Annotated in this window: 20 protein-coding genes and 1 tRNA gene; 8 read left to right on the top strand and 13 right to left on the bottom strand. The window is 72.7% G+C overall.

All coding sequences use genetic code 11. The annotated features are described in order from the left end of the window. Nucleotides 1-5: 5 nt before the first annotated feature. The 6 genes from pth to OG472_RS19390 form a co-directional block, all read right to left on the bottom strand. Nucleotides 6-596 carry an aminoacyl-tRNA hydrolase gene (gene pth / locus OG472_RS19415; protein ID WP_383577303.1) on the bottom strand — a complete coding sequence of 197 codons (591 nt, stop codon included), beginning with the start codon at nt 594-596 and terminating at the stop codon, nt 6-8. Between the two features lie 99 nt (nt 597-695). Then, nucleotides 696-1,280 (bottom strand): 50S ribosomal protein L25/general stress protein Ctc, encoded by a 585-nt coding sequence (locus OG472_RS19410; protein ID WP_401608704.1) that lies wholly within the window; start codon nt 1,278-1,280, stop codon nt 696-698. Nucleotides 1,281-1,462: 182 nt separating this feature from the next. Beyond that, entirely contained in the window at nt 1,463-2,440 is a 978-nt protein-coding gene (locus OG472_RS19405; RefSeq protein ID WP_030723354.1) for a ribose-phosphate diphosphokinase, read from the bottom strand. Nucleotides 2,441-2,573: 133 nt separating this feature from the next. After that, entirely contained in the window at nt 2,574-4,019 is a 1,446-nt protein-coding gene (gene glmU / locus OG472_RS19400) for a bifunctional UDP-N-acetylglucosamine diphosphorylase/glucosamine-1-phosphate N-acetyltransferase GlmU (protein ID WP_401608707.1), read from the bottom strand. 110 nt (nt 4,020-4,129) lie between these two features. Further along, nucleotides 4,130-4,201, bottom strand: a tRNA-Gln gene (locus tag OG472_RS19395). A 12-nt stretch (nt 4,202-4,213) separates the two neighbouring features. Further along, the gene (locus tag OG472_RS19390) at nt 4,214-5,125 is read right to left on the bottom strand and encodes a hypothetical protein (protein ID WP_405941791.1); all 912 of its coding nucleotides are present in this window, start codon (nt 5,123-5,125) and stop codon (nt 4,214-4,216) included. 131 nt (nt 5,126-5,256) lie between these two features. On the opposite strand from OG472_RS19390, the gene OG472_RS19385 reads away from it, so the two are divergent. Next, complete coding sequence (locus OG472_RS19385) at nt 5,257-6,543, top strand: sensor histidine kinase (RefSeq protein ID WP_405941790.1); 1,287 nt, start codon at nt 5,257-5,259, stop codon at nt 6,541-6,543. Between the two features lie 497 nt (nt 6,544-7,040). Here the strand turns inward: OG472_RS19385 and OG472_RS19380 are convergent, their stop codons facing one another. Beyond that, nucleotides 7,041-7,550 (bottom strand): SUKH-3 domain-containing protein, encoded by a 510-nt coding sequence (locus OG472_RS19380; RefSeq protein WP_327414390.1) that lies wholly within the window; start codon nt 7,548-7,550, stop codon nt 7,041-7,043. A gap of 2 nt (nt 7,551-7,552) precedes the next feature. After that, on the bottom strand, nt 7,553-8,131 hold the full coding sequence (locus OG472_RS19375) for a YwqJ-related putative deaminase (protein WP_405941789.1): 579 nt from the start codon (nt 8,129-8,131) through the stop codon (nt 7,553-7,555). A 230-nt stretch (nt 8,132-8,361) separates the two neighbouring features. Here OG472_RS19375 and OG472_RS19370 point away from each other — a divergent pair, with 230 nt between their 5' ends. The 3 genes from OG472_RS19370 (at nt 8,362) to OG472_RS19360 (ending at nt 12,952) form a co-directional block, all read left to right on the top strand. After that, nucleotides 8,362-9,375, top strand: a complete 1,014-nt coding sequence (locus OG472_RS19370) for an SMI1/KNR4 family protein (RefSeq protein ID WP_401608717.1) — start codon at nt 8,362-8,364, stop codon at nt 9,373-9,375. A gap of 7 nt (nt 9,376-9,382) precedes the next feature. Continuing rightward, nucleotides 9,383-11,944: an SUKH-4 family immunity protein gene (locus tag OG472_RS19365; RefSeq protein ID WP_405941788.1), complete on the top strand. Its 2,562-nt coding sequence runs from the start codon at nt 9,383-9,385 to the stop codon at nt 11,942-11,944. A gap of 135 nt (nt 11,945-12,079) precedes the next feature. After that, nucleotides 12,080-12,952: a cellulose-binding protein gene (locus OG472_RS19360; protein ID WP_401608721.1), complete on the top strand. Its 873-nt coding sequence runs from the start codon at nt 12,080-12,082 to the stop codon at nt 12,950-12,952. A gap of 237 nt (nt 12,953-13,189) precedes the next feature. Here the strand turns inward: OG472_RS19360 and OG472_RS19355 are convergent, their stop codons facing one another. Beyond that, nucleotides 13,190-14,086, bottom strand: coding sequence for an alpha/beta fold hydrolase (locus tag OG472_RS19355; protein ID WP_401608723.1), 897 nt, complete (start codon nt 14,084-14,086; stop codon nt 13,190-13,192). A gap of 81 nt (nt 14,087-14,167) precedes the next feature. Between OG472_RS19355 and OG472_RS19350 the strand changes: the two genes are divergently transcribed. Further along, nucleotides 14,168-14,722, top strand: coding sequence for a CGNR zinc finger domain-containing protein (locus OG472_RS19350; RefSeq protein WP_401608725.1), 555 nt, complete (start codon nt 14,168-14,170; stop codon nt 14,720-14,722). On the opposite strand, the gene OG472_RS19345 is transcribed toward OG472_RS19350, so the two are convergent. The 3 genes from OG472_RS19345 to OG472_RS19335 all read right to left on the bottom strand — a co-directional run bounded on the left by OG472_RS19345 (nt 14,719) and on the right by OG472_RS19335 (nt 17,547). Then, a complete protein-coding gene (locus OG472_RS19345; RefSeq protein ID WP_405941787.1) occupies nt 14,719-14,871 on the bottom strand; it encodes a hypothetical protein in 153 nt (50 codons plus the stop codon). The two genes, OG472_RS19350 and OG472_RS19345, sit on opposite strands and share 4 nt — an antisense overlap. 207 nt (nt 14,872-15,078) lie before the next feature. Then, nucleotides 15,079-15,948, bottom strand: a complete 870-nt coding sequence (locus tag OG472_RS19340) for a hypothetical protein (protein WP_405830445.1) — start codon at nt 15,946-15,948, stop codon at nt 15,079-15,081. A 141-nt stretch (nt 15,949-16,089) separates the two neighbouring features. After that, nucleotides 16,090-17,547: an MFS transporter gene (locus OG472_RS19335; protein WP_401608891.1), complete on the bottom strand. Its 1,458-nt coding sequence runs from the start codon at nt 17,545-17,547 to the stop codon at nt 16,090-16,092. A 560-nt stretch (nt 17,548-18,107) separates the two neighbouring features. Here OG472_RS19335 and OG472_RS19330 point away from each other — a divergent pair. Together OG472_RS19330 and OG472_RS19325 are read left to right on the top strand one after the other, a co-directional pair. Then, on the top strand, nt 18,108-18,884 hold the full coding sequence (locus OG472_RS19330; protein ID WP_279399180.1) for an ABC transporter ATP-binding protein: 777 nt from the start codon (nt 18,108-18,110) through the stop codon (nt 18,882-18,884). Further along, on the top strand, nt 18,881-21,466 hold the full coding sequence (locus OG472_RS19325) for an ABC transporter permease (protein WP_405830444.1): 2,586 nt from the start codon (nt 18,881-18,883) through the stop codon (nt 21,464-21,466). The genes OG472_RS19330 and OG472_RS19325 overlap by 4 nt, the downstream gene beginning before the upstream one ends. Before the next feature lie 97 nt (nt 21,467-21,563). Here the strand turns inward: OG472_RS19325 and OG472_RS19320 are convergent, their stop codons facing one another. Continuing rightward, nucleotides 21,564-22,823 (bottom strand): DUF2079 domain-containing protein, encoded by a 1,260-nt coding sequence (locus OG472_RS19320; RefSeq protein ID WP_401608893.1) that lies wholly within the window; start codon nt 22,821-22,823, stop codon nt 21,564-21,566. Between the two features lie 440 nt (nt 22,824-23,263). Between OG472_RS19320 and mfd the strand changes: the two genes are divergently transcribed. Then, nucleotides 23,264-26,794, top strand: a complete 3,531-nt coding sequence (mfd, locus tag OG472_RS19315; protein WP_405830442.1) for a transcription-repair coupling factor — start codon at nt 23,264-23,266, stop codon at nt 26,792-26,794. The last annotated feature ends 158 nt before the right edge of the window (nt 26,795-26,952 follow it).

The raw sequence follows: 26,952 nt of genomic DNA, 5'->3' as shown, positions 1-26,952 counted from the left end.
GTCCGTCAGGAGTTGTACGTGGACTGCGCGCGCTCCAGGCCCTCCTGGATCAGGCACTCCACCGAGTCGGCGGCCCGGTCCACGAACCAGTCCAGCTCCTTGCGCTCCGTGGACGAGAAGTCCTTCAGCACGAAGTCCGCGACCTGCATCCGGCCCGGCGGCCGGCCGATGCCGCAGCGGACCCGGTGATAGTCCGGGCCCATCGACTTCGTCATCGACTTCAGACCGTTGTGGCCGTTGTCCCCGCCGCCCAGCTTCAGCCGCAGCGTCGGGTAGTCGATGTCCAGCTCGTCGTGGACCGCGACGATCCGCTCCAGCGGCACCTTGTAGAAGTCGCGCAGGGCCGTCACCGGGCCGCCGGAGAGGTTCATGTACGTCATCGGCTTCGCCAGCACCACCCGGCGGTTCGCCGGTCCCGGCGCACCGATGCGGCCCTCGACCACCTGGGCCCGGGCCTTGTGCGCCTTGAACTTCCCGCCGATCCGCTCCGCCAGCAGGTCGGCCACCATGAAGCCGATGTTGTGGCGGTTGCCCGCGTACTCCGGTCCGGGATTGCCGAGGCCGACGATCAGCCAGGGTGCCGCGTCGTCCGACATCAAAAGCTCCTTAAGGCCTTGAACGAAGACGACCGCCGTCCCGCTCCAGTGGAGCCGGACGGCGGTCGGTCAGCAACTGCTGAGGGGAGAAGGCGAGGCTCAGGCCTCGGTGCCCTCGGCGGCCTCGGCGGCCGGCTCCTCGGCCTGCGGGGCCACGACCTGCAGGACGGCGATGTCGCCGTCGACGGCCAGGGTGGTGCCCGCCGGGAGGACCAGGTCGCTGGCGTGGATGGTGGCGCCGGCCTCGAGGCCCGCGATGGAGACGGTGACCTCGGTCGGGATGTGGGTGGCCTCGGCCTCGACGGAGATCGTGTTCTGCAGGGTCTCCAGCATGTTGCCGCCGGCGGCCAGCTCGCCCTCGGTGACGATCGCGACGTCGACGGTGACCTTCTCGCCCTTCTTGACGATCAGGAAGTCGACGTGCGAGACCGAGCGCTTCAGCGGGTGCTTCTGCACGGCCTTCGGGATGACCAGCTCGGTGCCCTCGCCCGCGATGTCCAGGGAGATCAGGACGTTCGGGGTGCGCAGCGCCAGCTGGAGGGCGTGGGCGTCGACGTTGACGTGCTTCGGGTCGGTGCCGTGGCCGTAGATGACGGCGGGGGTCAGGGCGTCACGACGGGCCTGACGGGCAGAGCCCTTGCCGAACTCGGTGCGGACCTTGGCGGAAAGCTTGACCTCGGACATGCTCACTCCTCGTGGGGTGACGGAAAAAGGACGACAGTCACCCGGCCGGAACGGCCTGCTACGAAGAGCGCGTCGATAACGGAGCGTCCGTACCGGAAACAGGTACGGCCTCCCTCGCCGAGCAACTCATGGAGTGTACCCGGCGGGGGAGGCCGTACCAAAAAGGATCTACCGCGGAGCGGTTACTGCTGCTCCTCGAAGAGGCTGGTGACCGAACCGTCCTCGAAGACCTCGCGCACCGCGCGCGCGATCATCGGGGCGATCGACAGCACCGTGATCTTGTCGAGCTCCAGGTCGGACGGGTCCGGCAGGGTGTTCGTGAACACGAACTCGCTGACCTTGGAGTTCTTCAGACGGTCGGCGGCCGGGCCCGACAGGATGCCGTGCGTGGCCGTCACGATGACGTCCTCGGCGCCGTGCGCGAACAGCGCGTCGGCCGCGGCGCAGATGGTGCCACCGGTGTCGATCATGTCGTCGACCAGGACGCAGACGCGGCCCTTGACCTCACCGACGACCTCGTGGACGGTCACCTGGTTGGCGACGTCCTTGTCGCGGCGCTTGTGCACGATGGCCAGCGGCGCGTCCAGGCGGTCGCACCAGCGGTCGGCCACGCGCACGCGGCCGGCGTCCGGGGAGACGATCGTCAGCTTGGTGCGGTCCACCTTGGCGCCCACGTAGTCCGCGAGGACGTTCAGGGCCGAAAGGTGGTCCACCGGGCCGTCGAAGAAGCCCTGGATCTGGTCGGTGTGCAGGTCGACCGTGAGGATGCGGTCCGCACCCGAGGTCTTCAGCAGGTCCGCGACCAGGCGGGCCGAGATCGGCTCGCGGCCCTTGTGCTTCTTGTCCTGGCGGGCGTACCCGTAGGACGGGATGATCACGGTGATGGAACGCGCCGACGCGCGCTTCAGCGCGTCGATCATGATCAGCTGCTCCATGATCCACTTGTTGATCGGAGCCGTGTGGCTCTGGATCAGGAAGCAGTCCGCGCCACGAGCCGACTCCTGGAAGCGGACGTAGATCTCACCGTTCGCGAAGTCGAAAGCCTTGGTCGGCACGAGGCCGACTCCCAGCTGGTGCGCGACCTCCTCGGCCAGCTCGGGGTGGGCGCGGCCGGAGAAGAGCATCAGCTTCTTCTCGCCGGTCGTCTTGATCCCGGTCACAGCACTGTCTCCTCAGACGTGTTGAAGCTGCTCGCCCCCATGTGCGTCCGTCCCGCACACGGTGAGCCAGCCGAATTGCGTGCACCTATCACGGTACGCCGTCGCGGGCGTACCTGTTTCCGGTCAGTTCACCTCAGTGGCGCTCGGAATCCTCCGAGGCCGCCGACTGCGCCGCCGTGGCGGCCGCGCTTCCCGGACGCTTGCGGGCCACCCAGCCCTCGATATTCCGCTGCTGGCCGCGGGCCACGGCCAGCGCACCGGGCGGCACATCCTTGGTGATCACGGATCCGGCGGCCGTGTAGGCGCCGTCCCCGATGGTGACGGGAGCCACAAACATGTTGTCCGAGCCCGTCTTGCAGTGTGAGCCGACGGTGGTGTGGTGCTTGTGCTCACCGTCGTAGTTCACGAAGACGCTCGCGGCGCCGATGTTCGTGTACTCGCCGATCGTCGCGTCGCCCACGTAGGACAGGTGCGGCACCTTGGTGCCCTCGCCGATCGTCGCGTTCTTCATCTCGACGTACGTGCCGGCCTTGGCCTTCGCCCCGAGGTTCGTGCCCGGACGCAGGTAGGCGAACGGCCCCACGGTCGCCTGCGGGCCCACGACCGCGCCCTCCGCGACCGTGTTGTCGACCCGGGCGCCCGCGCCCACCTGTGTGTCCTTCAGCCGGGTGTGGGGGCCGACCTCGGCGCCCTCGGCGATGTGCGTGGCGCCCAGCAGCTGCGTGCCGGGGTGCACGATCGCGTCCTGCCCGAAGGTGACGGTCACGTCGACGAAGGTGCTCGCCGGGTCGACGACCGTCACGCCCGCGAGCATGGCCTGCTCCAGCAGGCGCGCGTTCAGCAGCGCGCGGGCCTCGGCCAGCTGGACGCGGTTGTTGATCCCGAGGATCTGGCGGTGGTCGCTACCGACGGCCGCGCCGACGCGGTGCCCCGCCTCGCGCAGGATGCCGAGGACGTCGGTGAGGTACTCCTCGCCCTGGCTGTTGTCGGTACGGACCTTGCCGAGCGCGTCGGCGAGCAGGGCCCCGTCGAAGGCGAAGACGCCGGAGTTGATCTCGCGGATCGCCCGCTGGGCGTCGGAGGCGTCCTTGTGCTCGACGATGGCCGTCACGGCGCCGCCGGCGTCCCGGACGATCCGCCCGTAGCCGGTGGAGTCCGGCACCTCGGCAGTGAGCACGGTGACGGCGTTGCCGTCGGCCTCGTGCGTCGCCGCCAGCTGCCGCAGCGTCTCCCCGGTCAGCAGCGGGGTGTCGCCGCAGACCACGATCACGGTCCCGTCGACCGGGCCGCCGAGCTCCTCGATGGCCATGCGGACGGCGTGCCCGGTGCCGTTCTGCTCGTACTGGACGGCGGTGCGGACGCCGGCGTCGACGTCGGCCAGGTGCGCGGTGACCTGCTCCCGGGCGTGCCCGACGACCACGACGAGGTGGGCGGGGTCCAGCTCACGGGAGGCGGCGACGACGTGACCGACGAGCGAGCGCCCGCAGATCTCGTGCAGAACCTTGGGAGTGGCCGACTTCATGCGGGTGCCTTCACCCGCTGCGAGTACGACGACGGCTGCCGGGCGGTTGGCGCTCACGGGGATGCCCTTCGGCTTCGGGGGTGGACCCGTGAAGGATACCGGGGCCCCGGTGACCCCAAACGAACGCGGGTCCCGACCGTGATGGTCAGGACCCGAACTTGACTGAGCTCCCCCGCCAGGACTCGAACCCGGACATAAGGCACCAAAAGCCTCAGTGCTGCCAATTACACCACAGGGGATGGCAATCTAGTCTAAAGCGGACATTGGATCTGTCCGGTTCGGCTAGACGCCCCTACTATGCCGCACCAGGCGCCCTCGACGCGACGGTAGATGTCGGCGCTTCGGCTGACGTAAAGGACCAGGCAGCCTTGGTAGTTCTCGCCCGCATTCTTCCGGGTGGTCTTCGGGTTGTGCTTCTTGAGGGTTGCCCTGGCGAACTGTGCCGCGTCCGCGTCGACGAGGGCGGCCCAGTGCTCCTCGGCCGCCTTCGCGTCGGCTGATTCGTGGATCATCACGCGATAGCGAATCCGTTTCCTGTCGACGCCGATGAGATCCAGCCAGGCCAGGAATACCAGGATGACCCCGGGGTCGCTGTTGATGAACTGCACCTTCTCGCGGCGATCGTAGGATTTGTCCTTCGCCCCCTCCGCCCAATAGAGGGTGACCCCCACGATGAAAAGCTCCCTGTCACTGAGCCTTCCGATCTCGGCTCGTGCCGACTCTTTGATGTGGGTCCGCTGCTCGTCCCGGAGCGCGTTTTCGTGTTCCCAGCGCTTCCGTGAGGCGAGCTGGGCCTGTTCGGCGGGGGTCCGCTGCGGGGTGGGCTTCGGAAGGTCTCTGACCCAGAGGGAGATCGAGCTCTTCGAGCAGCCCAGTTCGACCTGGATCTGGTCGTAGGTCATGCCCTGGAGGCGGAGTTCGCGGGCGCGGGCGCGGACGTCGTCCTTGGCGTTCGGGCGCTTCGTCCATTCGGGTGGCTCTTCGCCGTCGAGGAGACGGTTGAGGATGTCGTTGTTGTGGACGGCGAGGCGGTCGCGGATCTGGCGGCGGCTGAGGCCTTCGCGGCGGAGGGCGACCGCCTGTTCGCGGAGGTCCTCGAAGGTCGCGCTCCCGGTGCGGAGGCCGCCGGTGCCGTCGCCGGGACGACGTCGGATTTCGGTCATGTCCCCAATGTCGTCCGGAATGTGGGATTCAGGTCTCGACCAGCGGGCGTTTCCGTCGTACGTGCGATTACTCGAGGTTCTTGGGATTTTCGTTCGACCGTGTGCTGGGGGCGCTGCGTACGCTGGACCGCATGACCAGTACGGGGGAAGTGGAAGGCCGCGCTGGGCCGCCTTTGTGGTGGGCGCAGCGGCGGGATGCCGTGGTGGACGTGCTGCTCGGCGGGGTGTCCGCCGTCGAGTGTGCGTGGGAGGGCGTGACCTTCGCCCGTGAGGCCGGGCTGCCGACCGCGGTCGGGGTGGCGTTCGGGCTGGTGGTGGGGAGCACGCTCGTGCTGCGGCGGCGGTGGCCGATCGCCGTGGTGCTGGTGGGGATCGCCGTGGCGCCGGCCGCGATGGGGTTCCTGCTCTCGGTGGTGGGGATGTACTCGCTCGCCTCCTCCGAGGTGCCCCGGCGGATCATCGCCACGCTGGCCTCGATGTCGCTGGCCGCGACCTTCGTGGTGATGTACCTGCAGACCCGCGGGGACGTGGAGGCCGATCCGACGCTCGTGGTCGCGCTGTCCGGGTTCGTCGCGGTGGCGCTGACCGTGCCGCCCTTGCTGCTCGGGCTCTACATCGGGGCCCGGCGGCGGTTGATGGAGAGCCTGCAGGAACGGGCGGACTCGCTGGAGCGGGAGCTGTCCCTGCTGGCGGACCGGGCGGAGGAGCGGGCCGAGTGGGCCCGTACCGAGGAGCGCACCCGGATCGCGCGGGACATGCACGACGTGGTCGCGCACCGGGTGTCGCTGATGGTGGTGCACGCGGCCGCGCTGGAAGCGGTGGTGGCGAAGGACCCGGCGCGGGCCGCGAAGAACGCGGCGCTCGTGGGTGACATGGGGCGGCAGGCGCTGACGGAGCTGCGGGAGATGCTCGGCGTGCTCAGGGCGGCGCCCAAGCCGGCCGCGCCGGTGGCCGCGCCCGCTCCGGCGACCGCGGTGGCCGCCGCCGTGCCGGTGGCTGCCGTCGCGCTCGCGGGGTGCGCCGAGGAGGGGCCCTCGCTCGACGAGCTGGAGGCTCTGGTCGGGCAGTCGCGGGCGGCCGGGATGGTCGTGGAGATGTTGGTGCAGGGCGAGGGGGTGGCGTACGCGGCGGAGGTCGAGCAGACGGCGTACCGCGTGGTGCAGGAGGCGCTCACCAACTGCCACAAGCACGCTCCGGGCGCGCGGGTCGTGGTGCGGCTCGCGCACCGGGACGCGGAGGTGGCGATGCAGGTGGAGAACGGGCCCTGCGAGGGGCAGACGGACGGGGTCGGGCTGCCGAGCGGGGGGAACGGGCTGCTGGGCATGCGGGAGCGGGTGCTCGGGCTGGGCGGGGTCTTCGTGTCGGGGCCGACGGATGCGGGGGGTTTCCGGGTGTCGGCGGTGCTGCCGGTCCGCTAGCCGCGGCGGCCTCGGCCGGCTGGGCCGTGCCTTCGGATCGGGCCGGTGGAGGGGTCGGCTGCGCCGGGGCCGGGCCGGTGGGCTGCGCCGCTCGTTCGGGTGGGGCCGGGCGCGCCGGTGGCTTTGCCGGCCGGGGTGCGCTGCGGAGGCTGGCGGATCGGTGCGGGTGGGGCCGGGCGCGTGCTGGGGCGTCTCCTCGGGCGCCGAACGTGTCGGGGGGCCGGCGGGCCGGGGCACCTTGCGTTCGGCGCCCTGCGGGGAGCGCCCCTGCACACACCCGACCCGGCGGGTGCCGGATTCAGCCTCGCCGCACCATCCAGCCCCGCCGGCGTTTGAGGCGTGGGGGTCCCCCCGGACGGAGTCTGGGGGAGGGTCCGGGGCGGAGCCCCGGATCTTTGAGCGGCACCATCCAGCTCCGCCGCACTGCTCCAGCCCCGTCGGCGTTTGAGGCGCGGGTCGGGCGGGGCCCGCGCAGCGAGGCGGTGGGAGCCGAACGGTCAGGCCGTGGTGAGGCGGGTGGGTTGGAGGCCTGTCAGGAGGAGGGTGAGGGCTTCGTCGAGGGTGGAGCCGAGGTACCAGTCGCCGGTGTGGTCGATGCCGTAGACGCGGCCTTCGCGGTCGAGGGCGAGGTGGGAGCCTCCGTCGGCCTCGACGCCGAGGGGGCAGAGCTGGGTGGACAGGGCCCGGCCGAGGTCGGCGAAGGTGCGCGCGAGGTGGAGTCCGGTGAGCGGGTCGAGGCGGACCGGGGTGGGGGCGATCTGGCGGCCGGGTCCGGGGGCGGTGACGGTGAGGCCGCCGAATTCGGCCCAGGCCTCGACGGCGGCGGGGAAGACGGTGTGCCGGTGTCCGGCGGGGGTGGTGTGGTCCCTGAGCGCGTCGGCCCAGTACTCGGCCTGCTTGATGTCCCAGCGGCCGGGTTCCCAGCCGGCCGTGCGCAGGGCGGAGTCCACGGCGACCGGGAAGCGGGTGGCCGAGGAGCGGTCGTAGGAGGCGGAGGTGGGGGTCATGGCTACTCGGCTGGGGTGAGGTCGACGGGGCGTACGCCGAAGTGGGCGAGGAGGGCGTCGCAGGAGCGGCAGGGGGGTGCGTAGCTGCCGTGGAGGGGGTCGCCGTCCTCGCGGATGCGGCGGGCGGTGATCTTGGCGTGCTTGAGCGAGCGGCGGGCCTCGCTCGCGGAGAGGGGCTTGCGGGAGGCGCGCCGGGAGCGGGCGGCTTCGACGGCGGCGAGGTGGCGGGAGAGCAGGATCGCCTCGGGACATCGGCCGGTGAACCGTTCGCGCTGGCCGCTGGTGAGGGTGTCGAGGAAGTCCTGTACGAGCGGGTGGAGCGCGGGGGGCTGGTCGGCCTTGCCGGCGGTGCCGGTGAGGGTTTCGCCGCGTACGGAGAGGGCGGCGGCGACGGTGGGGAGGATGCCGTCGCGGCGGAAGCGCAGGACGGGTGCGACGGGGCGGCCGTCGGTGCTGCTCCAGCGCAGGCGGGGGTCGCCGGCGGGGCCGGTCGCTTCGCTGGCCGGGCTTGCGGCTGGCGGCGTGCCGGGTGCCTCCGGGGCGGTGTCGCCCGGTTCTGTGCGTGTTGCCGTGTGGTGCATGGTCGCGCCTTCCCTCCCGTGGCGGCGGTGGTGACCGCTGTCGCGCACGCCCCCGTGCTGCGGGGACAGCCTGTCAAATGTCACCTGTCATGCGGAAGCGGGGTCGAATATTCGTATCAATTCGGATGTTCCTGGCCCTCGGGCGGGTGTGCCGGTCGGGTGCGGGTGAGGCTCTTGCCCCAGCGCATAGGCTGTGGTGAACCAGCCAGATCCAGCAGGGGGCTACCGCCATGACGACAGGTCGGCTCGGGCAGCAGGCCGCGCCACCCAACGCCGCTTACTCGGGGCAGGTCGTGCATTTCCCGGACCCGGTCCGGGCCGCTCGGCATCCCCACGGGGTGCGGATGGACGGCAACGGGCATCCGGACTTCTCCGCGTACGCGCGCGCGGCGGTGGAGATCGCCGAGCCGCCGGAGGGCTTCGGCGTGGACGAGTTGCGGCTGACGGACTGCGTGTCCGCGAACGCGGCGATGAAGGCCGCCGGCCACGAGTTGTGGGACACGGTCGGACCGGTGGCGACCCCGCACGGCTGGACCTGGCACCACGTGGCGGGTTCGCGGCGCATGGAGCTGGTTCCGGTCGAGGTGAAGGCGCTGCTGCGGCACCACGCGGGGCTGGCGACGGCTCCGGTGGACCACGAGAAGCGCGGGACGCGGCCGTTGCAAGAGGTGCGTCCGGTGCACATGGGACTGCCTAAGTCGGTGGTGTCGGTGTCCGAGGAGCAGGTGCAGGGGGTCGAGGAGGACCTCGGCTACCGGCTGCCGGAGGCGTACCGCTCGTTCCTGAAGGCCGCGGGCGGCTGCGCGCCGGTGGGCGCGGGCCTGGACGTGGACCTCGGTCTGCTGGTGGACCAGCCGTTCTTCACGGTGCGTGAGGAGGCGGCGGTCAACGACCTGGTGTACGTCAACAAGTGCCTGCGGGACCACCTGACGAAGGATTACCTGTGCGTGGCCTTCGCGCAGGGCGGGCTGCTCGCGCTCAAGGTGAAGGGCCAGGGCATCGGCTCGGTGTGGTTCTCCCCGTACGACGATGCGCGCGACCAGGACGGCTGGTCGGTACAGGAGCGCGTGGAGCGGCTGTTGCTGCCGTGCGGTGCTGATTTCGACGCCTTTCTGGAGCGGCTCGCGGGCAATCCGCCGGAGCTGGAGACGGTGGCCGGTCTGATGGTGGACGGCGGATTCGCACGCTCGGTTCCCGTGGCGGGACCGGTTCCGTCGGTGCGTCCCGGTTCGGATGAGGGGTGACGGCGCGATGGTGACCTTTGCGCAGGCGCAGGAGCGCGCCGAAGAGTGGATCAACGGGGACGTGCCCGCGTACCAGCACCGCGAGGTGCGCGTACGGGAGTTCGGGCTCGGGTTCGTGGTGTGGGCGGAGGACCGTGCGGCGGGTCCGGTGTCCGGGGGTGGCCGGCAGCGGCTGGTCATCGCGCGGGACAGCGGGGAGGTGACGCTGTGGCCGGGGCTGCCGGTGGGTGAGGTGATCCGCCGGTACGAGGAGGAGTACGGGGCCGTGGCCGCCGCCGCGGCGTCCGAGGCTTCGGTTCCGCCGCCGCGGATCGACTCGGAGCAGACCTCGTTCATGCTGAGTCCGCCGGAGTGGCTGCAGGAGGCCGCGGACCGGGCGGGCATCCCGCCGGCGCCCGCGCCGGCTTCCGGTCCCGGGGAGCCGGCCGATGCCGCGCCGGCCGCTGCCGCGGCTCCGGCCCCGCCTTCGGCGCCGGTGGAAGCGGTGCCGTTGCGGCGCGGGGGCGAGATCCCCTACGAGCCCACGGCCAACGACGGAGTACCGGCGGCCCCGGCTCCGGCTCCGGCCGTGGTGCCGACCGGCGCCACGCCGTGGGCGGGTACCGATGTGAACTCCGGTACGGACGACGCGTCCGTGCCGCTGCCCGCGACCGTGTTCGCGCCGCCGCTGTCCGGTTCGGACCTGGAGGACCGGCCGTCCTCCGGCGTGGCCCCGGAGGCGAAGACCACGCTGATGCCGGGTGGCAGCCAGCTGCCGAGGACCGCCGTGGTGCCCGCGCTGGGCTCGCCGGCGGCCGACATCGCCGACGCGCCGACGAGCAAGGCGCAGGTCTCCCGGCCGGGCGGCTCGGCCGACCGGCCGCCGACGCCTCCCGGTGCGCCCGGTACGCCCGGCGCGGGCGCGGGTCAGCAGTCGACGCCGCCGGGTCCGCCCGGCGCTCCCGGCGCCGGCGGCTCGGCCGGTGGCGGGGCGCACTACGCGGCCACCATGCTGGCCGGCCCCGGTGTGCCCCAGCCTCCCGGTCCGCCCGGTGCTCCGGGCGCGGGCCAGCCGCCCGCGCCTCCCGGCCCGCCCGGTGCCCCGGGTGCGGGCGCGCCGCAGCCTCCCGGTCCTCCGGGTCCGCCCGGTGCTCCCGGATCGCTCGGCCGCGGGCTGGACCATGCCGCGACGATGCTGGCCGGTCCCGCCGTGACGGGTCAGCCGCCCGCGCCTCCCGGCCCGCCCGGTGCCCCGGGTGCCGGCGCGCCGCAGCCTCCCGGCCCTCCGGGTCCGCCCGGTGCTCCCGGATCGCTCGGCCGCGGGCTGGACCATGCCGCGACGATGCTGGCCGGCCCGGCCGTGACGGGTCAGCCTCCGGCGCCTCCCGGCCCGCCCGGGGCGCCCGGTGGCGGGGCCCATCACGCCGCGACGATGCTCGCTGGTCCCGGCGTACCGCAGCCTCCCGGTCCGCCGGGTGCGCCCGGTGCGCCCGGTGGCGGGCTGGACCATGCCGCGACGATGCTGGCCGGTCCCGCCGTGACGGGCCAGCCCCCCGCGCCGCCCGGCCCGCCGCCGGGCGGACCCGTGGCGCAGCCTCCGGTCCCGACCGGTGCGCCCACGGTCGGCCCCGGCTACCAGGCCGTGCTGCGCTACCGCGCGCCCGACGGCTCCGAGCAGCAGCTCATCCGCCGCTCGGCGCCCGGTACCCCGCACCCGGAGTGGCAGATCCTGCACGAGCTGCGCGCCATGAACGTGCCGCCGCAGCAGGTCCTGGAGCTGCACACCGAGCTGGAGTCCTGTGAGCTGCCCGGCGGTTACTGCGCCCGGATGATCCGGGAGACCTGGCCGCAGGTGCGGATCACCAGCGTGGCCCCGTACGGGAAGGACCACGCGGGCCGTCAGGCGGGCATGCGGCACCTGCTCACCCACCAGGGCGAGCTGCACCAGGTGGCGGACGGTCCGGCGCGCCCCGCGCCGGTACGGGCTCCGCTGCCGCAGGTTCCGCTGCAGCCGGCGATCCCGCTGGAGGCGATCGCGCAGGAACTGACGGGGGCCTTCGGTCCGCAAGGGGTGTTCCGCTTCGACCAGCGGGCGGTGTCCCGTCAGGGTGTGCCGGAGATCGTGGCGCAGACGCTGATGTGGTCCGGTCTGCCGGTCGATTTCGGGCCGTTCTTCTGGGCGCAGGCGGTGCCGGGTCAGCCGGTTCCGACGCTGGCCGAGATGGCCGCGCAGCGGCAGGTGCAGCCGGCGTCGGACGCGGGCTCGTACCTGGTGATCGGCAGCGACTTCGGCAAGGCGCTCTGCGTGCAGTACGGGACCGCGCACATCGTGGCGGTGCCGGTCGAGGGCGGTCCCGGGGGTGCCCCGGTGCCGCCGCAGTTCGTGAACTCGAGCCTGCCGCAGTTCGTGCGGTCGCTGGCGATGCTGGGTCACATGTGGCGGCTGCGCCAGCATCTGACGCCGGAGCAGGCCGGCCGGTGGACCGTCGATTTCCAGGCGAATCTGGCGGGCCTCGACAGTGCGGCGCTGGCGTCGCCGGAGAGCTGGTGGTCGGTGCTGCTGGAGCAGATGTGGGACGGACTGCTCTGAGGCCGTCCTGATCGGGTGACCGGTGGAATGGCCGGGCCGAGACCCTCGGAGGGGGTCTTTGGCCCGGCCATTCCGGCTTCTGGGTTCAAATGGCGCATCCTTGACGGGAATCCCCGCGAGAGAGGCGCATCCAGGATGAGTGCACCCATTGCGACCGTGCGCGGTCGCGGCTACCGCATGGAAGAGGTCGACCGGTATCTCGCCCGGCTCTCCGGGAGCCGCGATGACGCCTGGGAGCGGGTGGCACGGCTGACGGTCCTGGCCAAGCAGATGGAGGCGGAGGCGGCCCGGCTGCGGGAGGTGGTGGCCGGGCTCGCCCCGCAGACGTACGACGAACTGAGCGAGCGGGCCCGCCGGATCCTGCTGCTGGCGGAGGAGGAGGCGGACACCCTGCGGATGGACGCGCGGGCCGACGCGTTCGCGACGCTGGGCGCGGCCGAGGCGCGGGCCGACCGGGCGGCGGATCTGGCCCGGGCCGACGCGGAGGCGGTGCGCGAGCAGACGGAGGTCCGGGTCCGGCAGGGTCTGCTGCGGGCGCAGCGCGAGGCGGACGACGTACGGGCGCAGGCGCGGGAGGACGCGGCGGCGTGGCGGGCGGATGCGGGGGCCGCGCTGGCGGAGACGCGGCGGCGGGCGGACGCGGAGCTGGCGGAGCGCGAGCAGGAGCAGGCGGAGCGGTGGGAGGCGGCGGAGCGGAGCCTGGCGGTGCAGGAGGCGGAGCTGGAGGCGCGCCACGACGAGCTGGAGCAGCATGCGGAGGCCCGCCTGGCGGAGGCCCGGCGGGGGTTCGCGGAGGCGGAGGAGTCGGCGCGGCACGGGCAGGAGGACGCGGAGGCGCGGGCTGCGGAGCTGGTGGCGGCGGCGCGGGTGCGGGAGGAGCGGGCGGGGCGGGACACGGAGCGGATCCTGCGGGAGCATGCGGAGGCCCAGGAGGAGATGCGGGCCCACATGAACCACGTCCGCTCCAGCCTGGCGGCGCTCACGGGCCGGGCTCCTGCGGAGGGCTGAGGCGCGGCCGACCCGCGCCCGCGCCCCAAACGCCGGCGTGGCTGAAACACCGGGGCTCCGCCGCGGAGCCCGTCCGGGGGACCCCCACGCCTCAAGCGTCGGCGGGGCTGAGATGGAGCCCCTCCGGCGATTGAGGAGCGGGGGTCGGGGCGGAGCCCCGGGAACGGAGAAAGGGCGGGGAGGGGAGCAGCTCCGCGCAGCGGCGCCGTTGCCCGAGCCGGCCCCGGACCTCGCGCCTCATACGCCGGCGGGGCTGGAAGTGGCCAGTTCGGTGAGGAAGTCCTCGATCAGCGGGGCGATTTCCGGGAGGTGGGTTTCGAGGGCGAAGTGGCCCGCGCCCTCGAAGATGTGGACGGCGGCGTCAGGGGCGTCCTGGAGGTAGGCCTTGGCGCCCGCCGGGGTGAAGAAGGGGTCGCCCGCGCCCCAGACGACGAGCACCGGCACCCCCGCGCTCCGCAGCCACGCCTGCCAGGCGGGGTAGTGGGCGAAGTTCGAGGCGTAGTCGAAGGCGAGGTCGGCCTGGGCGTCGGCGCGGCCCGGCAGCCCGAGGTGGTGCACGTCGAGGGTCAGGCTGTCGGGGGAGATCAGGCCGGTGTCGGCGACGCCGGTCTCGTACTGGAAGCGGGTGCCCTCCAGGGTGAAGAGGCCGCGGATCCGCTCCTCGTTGCCGGGGACCTCGCGCCGGAGCCCGGCGAACTCGCGGGCCGCGTCGGACAGGCCCTCCTCGTACGCGTTGCCGTTCTGGACGATCAGGCCGGTCACGCGCTCCGGGCGGCGCGCGGCGAGCCGCAGTCCGACGGGGGCGCCGAAGTCGAAGACGTACAGGGCGTAGCGGTCGAGCCCGAGGGCGTCGGTGAAGCCTTCCACGATGTCGGCGAGCCGGTCGAAGGTGTACGTGAATCCGGCTGGGGTCTCGGTCCGGCCGAAGCCGGGGTAGTCGGGGGCGATCAGGCGGTGGGGGGTGTCGCCGAGGGCGTCCATCAGGCGGGAGAACTGGTGCGAGGCGGTGGGGAAGCCGTGCAGGAGCAGCAGGACGGGGCCGTCGGCGGGGCCGCTCTCGCGGTAGGCGACGCGGACTCCGTCCACGTCGACGGTGCGGTGCTGGACGGTCGGGATGGTGCGGCGAGCGGTCATCACATGCCTCCTGCGGCTTCGTTTCCATTAGTCTTGCCGGTGATCGCTAATGGGTCAAGTGGCTGCAGTAGCATTAGTCGAGTGACAGTGACCTTCCCGCTCACCGGCGAGCTGCTCGCGCTCGACCTCCTCAACACCCTTACCGCCGAAGGCGACCTCGTCGCCGACCCGGCGGGGCTCGCGGCCTGGCTGGACGCGCAGGCCGGGCGGCTGACCCCGGTCGGCTCGGCGGGCCCGGCCGAAGTGGCCGCCGTACGGGCCGTTCGGGAGGCCGCGCGCCCGGCGCTCGCCGCGGTCCGGCGCGGCGAGCGGCCCCCGGCCGGGGCGCTCGCCGCGCTGAACGGGGCCCTGGCCGCGGCGCCGTCCCACCGGGTGCTGGCCTGGACGCAGGAGGGCGGCACGACCGCGCCCGCGCACCGGCCGGCCGACCCGGCCCCCCGGCTCGCGGCGGAACTGGCCGAGGCGGTGGCCGACCTCCTGACGGACCCCCGGGTGGGGCAGGTCCGCGCGTGCGAGGCGCACGACTGCGTGCTGCTGTTCCTTCCGGCGCACCCCCGCCGCCGCTGGTGCGTGGCGTCCGTCTGCGGCAACCGGGCCCGGGTGGCCCGCTATTACGCCCGCCACAAGGGCGACTAGAAGACCTCCTCGCCGCCGGTCTCCCGGACGGGGCGCAGGGGGAAGGGGTGCGCCGTGCACGACGGGGTGCCCCCGTCGTCGAGGGCGAAGCGGATGCCCCGGCGGCCGGGCGGCAGCGACCCGCCCGCGTCCCGCGCCGTGAACGGCACGCCGTCGAGGCGGCCGCGCAGGCCGCGGCGCAGCCTCGTGCGGAGGGGCCGCCACGGCAGCGCGGCGTCGTCGATCTCCAGGACGGTTTCCTCACCGAGGCGGAACTGCCGGCGCTCCCACGCCTCGGTCTCGGCGCTCGGCCGCGGGCTGGAGCCGCATCCGCCGGGGTGCGCGCCAGGACGGCTTCACCGGGAGTCGGGTACGGGTCAGCCCGCCGGCGGCTGCTGCGCCGGGACGGCGGGCTTCGCCGGGGACTCGTAGCGGTAGGGGTCGCTGCGCAGGCCCCGGGCGGTGACCGTCACCTCGAACGGGGCGGCCGTGCCCTGCGGGAGCGGGGCGCTCAGGGTGCCCGTCGCGGGGTCGAGGAAGGCCGGGGCGGCGGCGCCGTTCACGCTCACCTGGGCCGGGGCGCCCGCGGGGCCGGGGCCGAAGCCGCCGCCCGAGACGGTGAGCAGGCCGTCGGCGACGGAGACGTCGGTGATCACCGGGTTGGCGCGGACGGCCATCTTGTTCACCAGGTAGGCCCCCGCCGGGGCGCCCGTCAGGGCCCACATCTCGGCGGGCAGCCGCGGGAGCCCGCCGCCCACGTCCGCGAGGAAGAACAGCACCACGTACAGCATCGTGACCGCGCTGAGCGCGACGTACTGGAGGTCGACGAGGTCCGTGCGCCCGCTGTCGTTCGCGATCAGCTCCCGCAGCGGCCGCCGCCCCGACTCCGTGGGCTTCGCGGCCGGCTTGGCCAGGGAGCCGTTCTCCACGCGCAGGCCGACGACCGTCTTCGCCGCGATCAGCGCCACGTACGGGCCGCCGAGCAGCGGCAGGTACACCGTGGTCAGCTGGGACAAGGGGCCGTCGGTGCCCCGGAAGTACGCGACTCCGCCGCCCGCGGTGAGCCCGTAGGCGAGGATCGCGAGCAGCAGCCAGACCAGGATCACCGTCCAGGCCAGGGCGAGCGCCGTGGAAGTGGAGAGCCGGCCGTCGCGGCCGGTGACGAAGGCCGGGCTGCGGCGCAGCCGCAGGCCGATCGGGCCGGCCAGCGCGGCCAGTAACAGCAGTGCGCACAGTGCGGATGCCATGTCGTCCCCCCGGATAACGGTGCTGCGTACGAGGGTCTCCCACTGGCCGGGGCCATGACAAGTCGGCGCGGCGGCCCGGCTGTTGCGACTCGGCAGTCGCGACGTGCCTGCTGCTTTCCGGCTGCCGCCCCTCGCGCCGTGCTACTCCTCGCGCAGCTCCGGCAGGACCGGGAACCTGCGGGGCGCCACCAGCAGCAGGATCAGCAGCGCGGCCACGGCGGCCGCGCTCGCGCCGAGGAAGATGTGTTCCACGGCGGCGGCGACGGCCTCGCGCAGGTAGTCGGCGGCGGCCCGCTGGAGCAGCTCGGGCCGCTCCAAGGCCTTCGCCACGTCGTCGAGGTGGTCCGGGAGCCCGGGCACGGGGGCGCCGGCCAGGCGGGCGGCGATGGTCGCGTTGGCCACGGCCGCGAGCAGGGCGGCGCCGACGCTCTGGCCGACCTGCCGGCAGAAGAGCACCGAGGCCGTGGTGGTCCCGCGCTCGGCCCAGCCCACCGTGGACTGGACCCCGACGATCAGCGGGAGCTGGAAGAGGCCGAGGGCGGCGCCCAGCAGCAGCATGATCAGCGCGGGCTGCCAGGGCCGGGCGGGGTGCGGCAGCAGGGTGAAGGAGTAGAGGATCACCGCGGCGAGGCCGATCCCGACGACCGCGGTGTTCCGGAAGCCGATGCGCCGGTAGACGTGCTGGCTGAGGGCGGCGCTGATGGGCCAGCTCAGGGTCATCACGGACATCACCAGCCCGGCGCCGACGGGCCCGAGGCCGAGCACGGACTGGGCGTACGTCGGCATGAACACCATCGGGGCGACCATCAGCAGCCCGAGCGCGGCCAGGGCCAGGTTGACCGCGGCGATGGTGCGCCGCCGCCAGACCCAGCCCGGCAGAATCGGTTCCTCGGCCCGGCGTTCCACCACGACCACCACAGCGGCCAGCACCGCGCTCCCGCCCAGCAGCCCCAGCGAGGGCGCGGACAGCCACGGCCAGGCGACCCCGCCCTGGACGAGCGCGAAGAGCAGCAGCCCGCCGCAGGCGAAGACGGCCAGGGCGCCCGCCCAGTCGACGGGACCGCGGCGCCCGGGGGACCGTACGGGCTCCACCAGGTGGCGGCCGACCATCCACAGGGCCAGGGCGGCCAGCGGCAGGTTGAGCAGGAAGATCCAGCGCCAGTGCGCGTACGAGGCGAGGAGCCCGCCGAGCGCCGGGCCGGCCACGGCCGAGGTGGCCCAGACGCTGGACATCCGGGCCTGGATCTTCGGGCGGTCCTTCAGCGGGTAGAGGTCGGCGGCCAGGGTCTGGACCGTTCCCTGGAGGGCGCCGCCGCCCAGGCCCTGGACGATCCGGAAGGCGATCAGGGCGGCCATGTTCCAGGCGAGGGCGCACAGCAGCGAGCCGACGAGGAAGAGGCCGATGCCGAAGAGGAGGACGGGCTTGCGGCCGAAGGTGTCGGACAGCTTTCCGTAGACGGGCAGGGTGACGGTGACGGCCAGCAGATAGCCGGAGAAGAGCCAGGAGAAGACGGAGAAGCCGCCGAGGTCGCCCACGATCTGCGGGACGGCGGTGGCGACGATGGTGCTGTCGAGGGCGACGAGGGCCATGCCGAGCATCAGCGAGGCGACCACGGCGGCCGGTGGCCGGCCCCCGGCCTTCCGGGCGTCCCCGGCGCCGCCCGCACCGGCCGCCGTGGTCGCACCGGCGCCGCGCGCACCGGCCGGTGCCTCCGGGCCCGTGGCCGAAACGGCCGCCCCCGCAGCCCCCGGCACGTGGTCCGGACGCCCCTCGGGTATGCCGTCCTGGCCTCCGCCCGTGCTCTCCGCTGCGGCCACCGAGATTCCTTCCCCCTGCACGTAACTGCGGGGAACACCTTCTCACCGCCCCCGCGTCCCGCGATATCCCCCAGGCCTTCTGCCCCGAAGGGTGGACATCCCCTAGGGGTGCCTCCACACAACGGGCCAGGGGCGGTTCCTCCCGGCGGAGGAGGTGAGGGACCCCGGCGCCTCCTTAACTGGAACATACGGCCGGGGAGGTGGGGGGTGGGGATAACCCCCGGGTGGATACGGCGATGGGCACCAGCGTGCCCGGACCCCCACCCGCCGCAGACTTCACAGCACGTACTCGGCACGCAGACGCACACAGGCGAAAAGGGAGAAAGACCGTGACAACGGCTATGACCGAAACCAGGCACGGGGGTACTGGAGGGCATGCAGCCGTCGCGGCCCGGGCGCGCAAGGTCGTCAAGGCCTACGGCTCCGGGGAGACGCGCGTCGTCGCCCTCGACGACGTGGACGTGGACATCATGCGCGGCCAGTTCACCGCGATCATGGGCCCCTCCGGCTCCGGCAAGTCCACGCTGATGCACTGCCTCGCCGGTCTCGACACGGTGACCAGCGGGCAGATCCACCTGGACGACACCGAGATCACCGGGCTGAAGGACAAGAAGCTCACGCAGCTGCGCCGCGACCGGATCGGCTTCATCTTCCAGGCCTTCAACCTGCTGCCCACGCTCAACGCCCTGGAGAACATCACGCTCCCCATGGACATCGCGGGCCGCAAGCCCGACGCGGAGTGGCTGAACAGGGTCGTGGAGACCGTGGGCCTCGCCGGCCGGCTCAAGCACCGCCCGACCGAGCTCTCCGGCGGCCAGCAGCAGCGCGTGGCGGTCGCCCGCGCCCTCGCGGCCCGCCCGCAGATCATCTTCGGCGACGAGCCGACCGGAAACCTGGACTCCCGCGCCGGCGCCGAGGTCCTCGGCTTCCTGCGCCGTTCGGTGGACGAGCTCGGCCAGACCATCGTCATGGTCACCCACGACCCGGTCGCCGCCTCGTACGCGGACCGCGTCATCTTCCTGGCCGACGGCCGGATCGTCGACGAGATGTACGGGCCCACCGCCGACCAGGTCCTGGACCGCATGAAGGACTTCGACGCGCGCGGGCGGACCTCATGAGCAACACCGTCCTGAAGACCTCGCGGCGCAACTTCGTCGCGCACAAGGGGCGGATGGCGCTCTCCGCCATCGCGGTCCTGCTCTCCGTCGCCTTCGTCTGCGGCACCCTGGTGTTCACCGACACCATGAACACCACCTTCGACAAGCTGTTCGCCGTCACCAACTCCGATGTGACCGTCAGCCCGAAGGCGGCCAAGGACGGGGAGGAGACCCCGGACCGCGGCAAGCCCGAGATGCTCGCGGGCTCGGTCGTCGAGCAGGTCAAGAAGGCCGAGGGTGTCAAGAGCGCCGAGGGCGGCGTCGTCTCGATGTCCGTCACCGTGGTCAACAGCAAGAACGAGAACATGGGCTCGACCACCGGTGCCCCGACCATCGCGGGCAACTGGAGCGACAACGAGCTCAAGTCCATGAAGATCACCTCGGGTCAGGCCCCGCGCGGCCCCACCGAGATGATGGTCGACGCCGACACCGCGGAGAAGCACGGACTGGGCATCGGTGACGAGCTGCGCACCATCGCCGTCACCGGCGACATCCGCGCCAAGATCACCGGCATCGCCACCTTCACCGTGACCAACCCGGGTGCGGCCGTCGTCTACTTCGACACGGCCACCTCGCAGCAGGCCCTGCTCGGCTCCGCCGGCTCCTTCACGCACGTCAACGTCACCGCCAAGGACGGCGTGAGCGACGAGCAGCTCAAGCAGAACATCGCCACCGCCGTCGGCGCGGACACGTACAAGCTGCAGACCGCCAAGGAAGCCGCGGACGCCAACCGCAAGGACGTCGGCTCCTTCCTGAACGTCATGAAGTACGTGATGCTCGGCTTCGCCGGCATCGCCTTCCTCGTCGGCATCTTCCTGATCTTCAACACCTTCTCCATGCTGGTCGCCCAGCGCACCCGCGAGATCGGCCTGATGCGGGCCATCGGCGCCGACAGCGGACAGGTCCTCAAGTCCGTGGTCGTCGAGGCCTTCCTGCTCGGCGTCGTCGGCTCGGTCCTCGGTGTCGGCGCGGGCGTGGGCCTGGCCGTCGGACTGATGAAGATCATGGGCCAGATGGGCATGCACCTGTCCACCGACGACCTGACCGTCGCCTGGACCACCCCGGTCGTCGGCATCGTCCTCGGTGTCCTCGTCACGGTCGTCTCCGCCTTCGTCCCGGCCCGCCGCGCCGGCAAGGTCTCCCCGATGGCCGCGCTGCGCGAGTCCGGCACCCCGGGCGACAAGAAGGCCGGCCGCATCCGTGCCGCCCTCGGCCTGGTCCTCACCGGCATCGGCGCCGCGGGGCTCTTCCTCGCCGCCGCCGCCGACAAGGCCGGCACCGGATCGCTGTGGCTGGGCCTGGGCGTCCTCTTCAGCCTCATCGGCTTCATCGTGATCGGCCCGCTGCTCGCCGCGGGCGTGGTGCGGGTGCTCTCCGGAGTGGTCCTGCGGCCCTTCGGGTCGGTGGGCCGGCTCGCCGAGCGCAACGCCCTGCGCAACCCGCGCCGCACCGGCGCCACCGCCGCCGCGCTGATGATCGGCCTCGCGCTGGTCGCCTGCCTGTCGGTGGTCGGCTCCTCGATGGTGGCCTCCGCCACCGACGAGCTCGACAAGTCCGTCGGCGCGGACTACATCATCAACTCCGAGACCGGGCAGCCCATGCTGCCGCAGGCCGAGCAGGCGCTGCGCGCCACCGCGGGCCTGGACCACGTCACCGCCTACCGCGAGGTGCCGGCCAAGATCACCGCCCCCGACGGGAGCACCGAGGAGGAGGGCCTCGGCGCCAACGACCCGACGTACGCCAAGGACATCCGGCGCAAGATGGTCGCCGGCGAGCACGCGGCGGCGTACAACAAGGACTCCATGTCGGTGGGCTCGGAGTACGCGACCAAGCACAACATCAAGCTCGGCGACGAGCTGACGGTCGCCTTCACCGGCGGCAACACCGTCAAGCTGAAGGTCGCGGCGATCACCAGCGACGGCGGCAACATCGACAAGACCATGAAGTACATCAGCACCGACGTCGCCCGGGCCAACGTCCCGGCCGACCGGCTGCCGCTGCCCTTCATGCTGCTGGCCAGCGCGAAGGACGGGCAGTCCGACGCCGCCGCGTACAAGGCGGTCAAGGCGGCGATGGCGGAGTACCCGCAGTACGCGGTGCGCAACCAGGCCGACTACAAGCAGTCCCTCAAGGACCAGGTCGGCCAGCTGCTCAACATGGTCTACGGGCTCCTCGGCCTCGCCATCATCGTCGCGGTCCTGGGCGTCGTGAACACCCTGGCCCTGTCGGTGGTCGAGCGGACCCGCGAGATCGGCCTGATGCGCGCCATCGGCCTCTCCCGCCGCCAGCTGCGCCGCATGATCCGCCTGGAGTCGGTGGTCATCGCCCTCTTCGGCGCCCTGCTCGGCCTCGGGCTGGGCATGGGCTGGGGAGCCAGCGCACAGCAGCTGCTGGCGCTCGAGGGCCTGAAGGTCCTGGAGATCCCGTGGCCGACGATCATCGGGGTGTTCGCCGCCTCGGCCTTCGTGGGCCTGTTCGCCGCACTGGTCCCGGCCTTCCGGGCAGGGCGGATGAACGTTCTGAACGCGATCGCGAGCGAGTAACCGCTGCGCGGTCGTTCGGGGGAGGGCGCCGGCCCGGGACCTTCGGTTCCGGGCCGGCGCCTTTTCGTCCGCCCCTCGTCCGCGTGCCGGCCGCCGGTCAGCCGCGCTGCAGGAGGACGATCCCGGCGGCCTCGCCCACCAGGGTGTACCGCTCACCGGGGTGCAGCTGGCCGGCGTAGACGACCGGGTCACCGGCCCACTTGGAGGAGTTGTCGATGGTGATCCAGTCGGGGACCACGCCCTTGCTGCCGCCGATCCACAGGACCCGGCAGCGGGAGGTCAGCCGGGTCAGCGGCGTGGTGTCGGCCTCCACGGTGGCCCCGTCGGGGATCCGGGCGAGGAGCCGCTCGATGGCGGTGACCCGGTCCGGCTTCTCGTACGTACGCGCCTCCGCGAGCTTCGCGGTGGGCATGGCCGTCGCGGCCAGGGCGAGGCCGGCGGCGAGGACGGCGGTGGGCAGCTGGAGGGAGTACGCGCGCAGCCGGGGCCGCTCGCTGCGCCGGAACGTGTCGATGGCGTCGACGAGGGCGAGGGAGACGACGGGCATGAGCACGGCGCTGTAGTGCCAGTCGGTGGACCAGTAGTGGTCGTCCCCGGACAGGAACCGCCACCCGAGGGTGGGCGCGGCGACCAGCAGCAGCGGCGAGCGCAGGGCGAGCAGTCCGGTGGTGGGGATCAGCACCCACCCCAGGGTGGCGAGCTTGGTGCCGGTTCCGGCGAACGGGCCGCCGCCGTCGATCTTGTGCCAGTAGCCGTAGCCCTCGGTGGCGAAGGCCGGTATGAAGACGGTGAACACGAGGACGGCGAAGACGGCGCCGAAGGCGGCGACGCCGAGCGCGGTCCACGCGGTCCGGCGGTCGGTGGTCCATGCCCGCCAGGCCACGACCACGGCCAGGGCGGCGAGCGTGAAGCCGAGGTCCTCCTTGACGAGGACCAGCGGAAGCGCCCACAGCAGAGCGGCCCGCCAGCGCCGGGCGAGCACCGCCTCGAGGGAGAAGGCCAGCAGGGGCATGGCGAAGGCGATCTCGTGGAAGTCGAACTCCACCGCCCGCTGGACGCCCCAGGACAGCCCGTACGCGATGCCGATCGCGGCCCCGCGGGCCCGGCCCAGGAGCCGTCCGGCCGCCCTGGTGACGGGGACGGCGGAGAGAGCGAACAGCGCGGCCTGCACCACGAGCAGGGTGAGCGGGCCGGGGAAGAGCCGGTAGACGGGGGCGGCGAGCGCGATGATCGGGCTGAAGTGGTCGCCGAGGATGTTGGCCCCCGGCCCCTTCAGGTCGGCGACGGGCTCCTGCAGGTGCGCGTACGCGCGGATCGCCTGCTCGAAGATGCCCAGGTCCCACGAGGCCCAGTCCATCCGCCGGAACCGCCCGACGGAGAGGACGAGGTACACGAGGAACAGGCCGCCGGCGACCGCGTACGGTCCGGCCCACCGGCCCCCGGCCGGCTTCGCCCGGACCGGTCCGGCCTGCGCCGGTTTCGCCTGCACCGGGTCCGGACGCGCCGGATCCGCCGCGGCTTCCGGCCGGACTATGGCATCGCTCGTCACGGCCTTCGTGCCCCCTCGGCGAGCTCGGACGTCAGTACCTCGACATCGTAGAGGGGTGCGAACACGCCTCCGGTTGCTCCTGCGGGCCCTCCGATCCGGGCCCTTCCGGGCACCGGACCCGTCACCCGCACGGGCGACCTGAATCCCCCGCGCGTGGCGGCGGGGCGCGTCGTAGGGTGGGAACCCCCGGCCCGTGCGACGTGTCGGGCCCTTCGCGTTGCCCCTTCACCGGACGGAAAGCCTCCTTCATGAGCCTGCACGGACTGCTCGACGCCGTCACCCGGGATCCCGCCCTCGCCGAGGCGGTCACCGCGGCCGGGGACGGCAACCGCATGCACGTGGACCTGGTCGGCCCCGCCGCCGCGCGGCCCTTCGCGATCGCCGCGCTGGCCCGTCGCACCGAGCGGACGGTGCTCGCGGTCACCGCCACCGGGCGCGAGGCCGAGGACCTGGCCGCCGCGCTGCGCTCCCTGCTGCCGCCCGACGAGGTGGTCGACTACCCGTCCTGGGAGACCCTCCCGCACGAGCGGCTCAGCCCGCGCAGCGACACCATGGGCCGTCGGCTCGCCGTACTGCGCCGGCTCGTGCACCCGAGCAAGGACGACCCGGCCGCGGGGCCGGTGAGCGTGCTCGTCGCCCCCATCCGGTCCGTGCTCCAGCCGCAGGTCAAGGGGCTCGGGGACCTGGTGCCGGTCAGCCTGCGCCAGGGCGCGAGCGCCGACCTCGGGGAGATCACGGCGGCGCTGGCCGCTGCCGCGTACGGGCGCGTCGAGCTCGTCGAGAAGCGCGGGGAGTTCGCCGTGCGCGGCGGCATCCTCGACGTGTTCCCGCCCACCGAGGAACACCCGCTGCGCATCGAGTTCTGGGGCGACGAGGTCGAGGAGATCCGTTACTTCAAGGTCGCCGACCAGCGCTCCCTGGAGGTCGCCGAGCACGGGCTGTGGGCCCCGCCCTGCCGCGAGCTGCTGCTGACCGACGCCGTACGGGAGCGGGCCGCGGCCCTCGCCGAGGCCCATCCCGAGCTCGGCGAGCTGCTGAACAAGATCGCCGAGGGGATCGTGGTCGAGGGCATGGAGTCCCTGGCCCCGGTCCTCGTCGACGACATGGAGCTGCTGATCGACGTCCTGCCCGCCGGGTCGATGGCCGTGGTCTGCGACCCCGAGCGGGTGCGCACCCGGGCCGCCGACCTGGTCGCGACGAGCCAGGAGTTCCTGATGGCCTCCTGGGCGGCCACGGCGGGCGGCGGCGAGGCCCCCATCGACGTCGGCGCGGCCTCGCTGCGCGGGATCGCGGACGTCCGCGACCGCGCCCGCGAGCTGAACATGATGTGGTGGTCGGTCTCCCCCTTCGCCGCCGACGAGACGGTGGGCGGCGACACTCTGAAGCTCGGCATGCACGCGCCGGAGGCCTACCGCGGCGACACCGCCCGGGCGCTGGCCGACACCAAGGGCTGGATCGCCGACGGCTGGCACACCGTCTACCTCACCGAGGGCCACGGCCCGGCCGCCCGTACCGTCGAGGTGCTCGGCGGCGAGGGCATCCCGGCCCGGCTGGAGGCCGAGCTCCGCACCCTGGAGCCGTCGATCGTCCACGTCGCCTGCGGCTCGGTCGACACCGGCTTCGTCGACCCGGCCCTGAAGATCGCCGTCCTCACCGAGACGGACCTGACCGGGCAGCGCACCGCCACCAAGGACCTGGGCCGGATGCCCACCCGGCGCCGCAAGACGATCGACCCGCTGACCCTGGAGGCCGGCGACTACATCGTCCACGAGCAGCACGGCGTGGGCCGCTACGTCGAGATGGTCCAGCGGACCGTGCAGGGCGCCACCCGCGAGTACCTGCTGGTGGAGTACGCGCCGGCCAAGCGCGGCCAGCCCGGCGACCGCCTCTACATCCCCACCGACCAGCTGGAGCAGGTCACCAAGTACGTCGGCGGCGAGGCCCCGACCCTGCACCGGCTCGGCGGCGCCGACTGGACCAAGACGAAGGCGCGCGCGAAGAAGGCCGTCAAGGAGATCGCCGCCGACCTCATCAAGCTCTACAGCGCCCGCATGGCTGCCCCCGGCCACACCTTCGGCCCGGACACCCCCTGGCAGCGCGAGCTGGAGGACGCCTTCCCGTACGCGGAGACGCCCGACCAGCTCACCACCATCGCCGAGGTCAAGGAGGACATGGAGAAGTCCGTCCCCATGGACCGGCTGATCTGCGGCGACGTCGGCTACGGCAAGACCGAGATCGCGGTCCGGGCGGCCTTCAAGGCCGTCCAGGACGGCAAGCAGGTCGCCGTCCTCGTGCCGACCACGCTGCTCGTGCAGCAGCACTTCGGCACCTTCTCCGAGCGGTACGCGCAGTTCCCCGTCAAGGTGAAGGCGCTGTCCCGCTTCCAGAGCGAAACGGAGTCCAAGGCCACCCTGGAGGGGCTGAAGGAGGGCTCGGTCGACATCGTGATCGGCACCCACCGCCTCTTCTCGCAGGAGACGAAGTTCAAGGACCTGGGCCTGGTCATCGTCGACGAGGAGCAGCGCTTCGGTGTGGAGCACAAGGAGCAGCTGAAGAAGCTCCGCGCCAACGTCGACGTGCTCACCATGTCCGCGACGCCGATCCCGCGCACCCTGGAGATGGCGGTGACGGGCATCCGCGAGATGTCGACGATCACCACCCCGCCGGAGGAGCGGCACCCGGTGCTCACCTTCGTCGGCCCGTACGAGGAGAAGCAGATCGGCGCGGCCATCCGCCGTGAACTGCTGCGCGAGGGCCAGTGCTTCTACATCCACAACCGGGTCGAGTCCATCGACCGGGCGGCCGCCAAGCTGCGCGAGATCGTGCCCGAGGCGCGGATCGCGACGGCGCACGGCCAGATGTCGGAGCAGGCCCTGGAGCAGGTCGTCGTCGACTTCTGGGAGAAGAAGTTCGACGTCCTCGTCTCGACGACGATCGTCGAGTCCGGCATCGACATCTCCAACGCGAACACGCTGATCGTGGAGCGCGGCGACAACTTCGGCCTGTCCCAGCTGCACCAGCTGCGCGGCCGGGTCGGCCGTGGCCGCGAGCGCGGTTACGCGTACTTCCTCTACCCGCCGGAGAAGCCGCTCACGGAGACCGCGCACGAGCGCCTGGCCACCATCGCCCAGCACACCGAGATGGGCGCGGGCATGTACGTGGCCATGAAGGACCTGGAGATCCGCGGTGCGGGCAACCTCCTCGGCGGCGAGCAGTCCGGTCACATCGCCGGCGTCGGCTTCGACCTCTACATCCGCATGGTCGGCGAGGCCGTCGCCGACTACCGGGCCGCCGTCGAGGGCGGGGTGGAGGAGGAGCCGCCGCTGGAGGTCAAGATCGAGCTTCCGGTCGACGCGCACGTCCCGCACGACTACGCGCCCGGCGAGCGGCTGCGCCTGCAGGCGTACCGGTCCATCGCGTCGGCGAACTCCGAGGCGGACATCAAGGCCGTTCGGGAGGAGCTCACCGACCGCTACGGCAAGCTGCCCGAGCCGGTGGAGAACCTGCTGCTGGTGGCCGGGCTGCGGATGCTCGCCCGGGCCTGCGGGGTCGGGGACATCACCCTCCAGGGCAACAACATCCGCTTCGGCCCGGTGGAGCTGCGCGAGTCGCAGGAGCTGCGCCTCAAGCGCCTCTACCCGGGAACGGTGCTCAAGCCCGCCACCTCGCAGGTGCTGGTCCCGCGCCCGAAGGCGGGCAAGATCGGCGGCAAGCCGGTGGTCGGCCGGGAACTGCTGGCCTGGACGGGCGAGTTCCTCACCACCATCCTCGGCTCCTGACGGCCGCGGCGGCCGGGCGTCCGCGATACGGACGCCCGGCCCGCCGCACCGCCGTGCGCATCCCGGGCGAACCGCCCTTCAGGGGGCGTTCCGGGCGCGGGTGAACCGCCGTGCAGCGAGCGTGCAACGGTTGCGCGCATCCCCTCACTCATGGCCGG

This window comes from Streptomyces sp. NBC_00207 (genome assembly GCF_045160965.1).
Taxonomy (GTDB): domain Bacteria; phylum Actinomycetota; class Actinomycetes; order Streptomycetales; family Streptomycetaceae; genus Streptomyces.
Note: the sequence above shows the minus strand (reverse complement) of the source record. Positions and strands in the feature narration are given on the sequence as shown.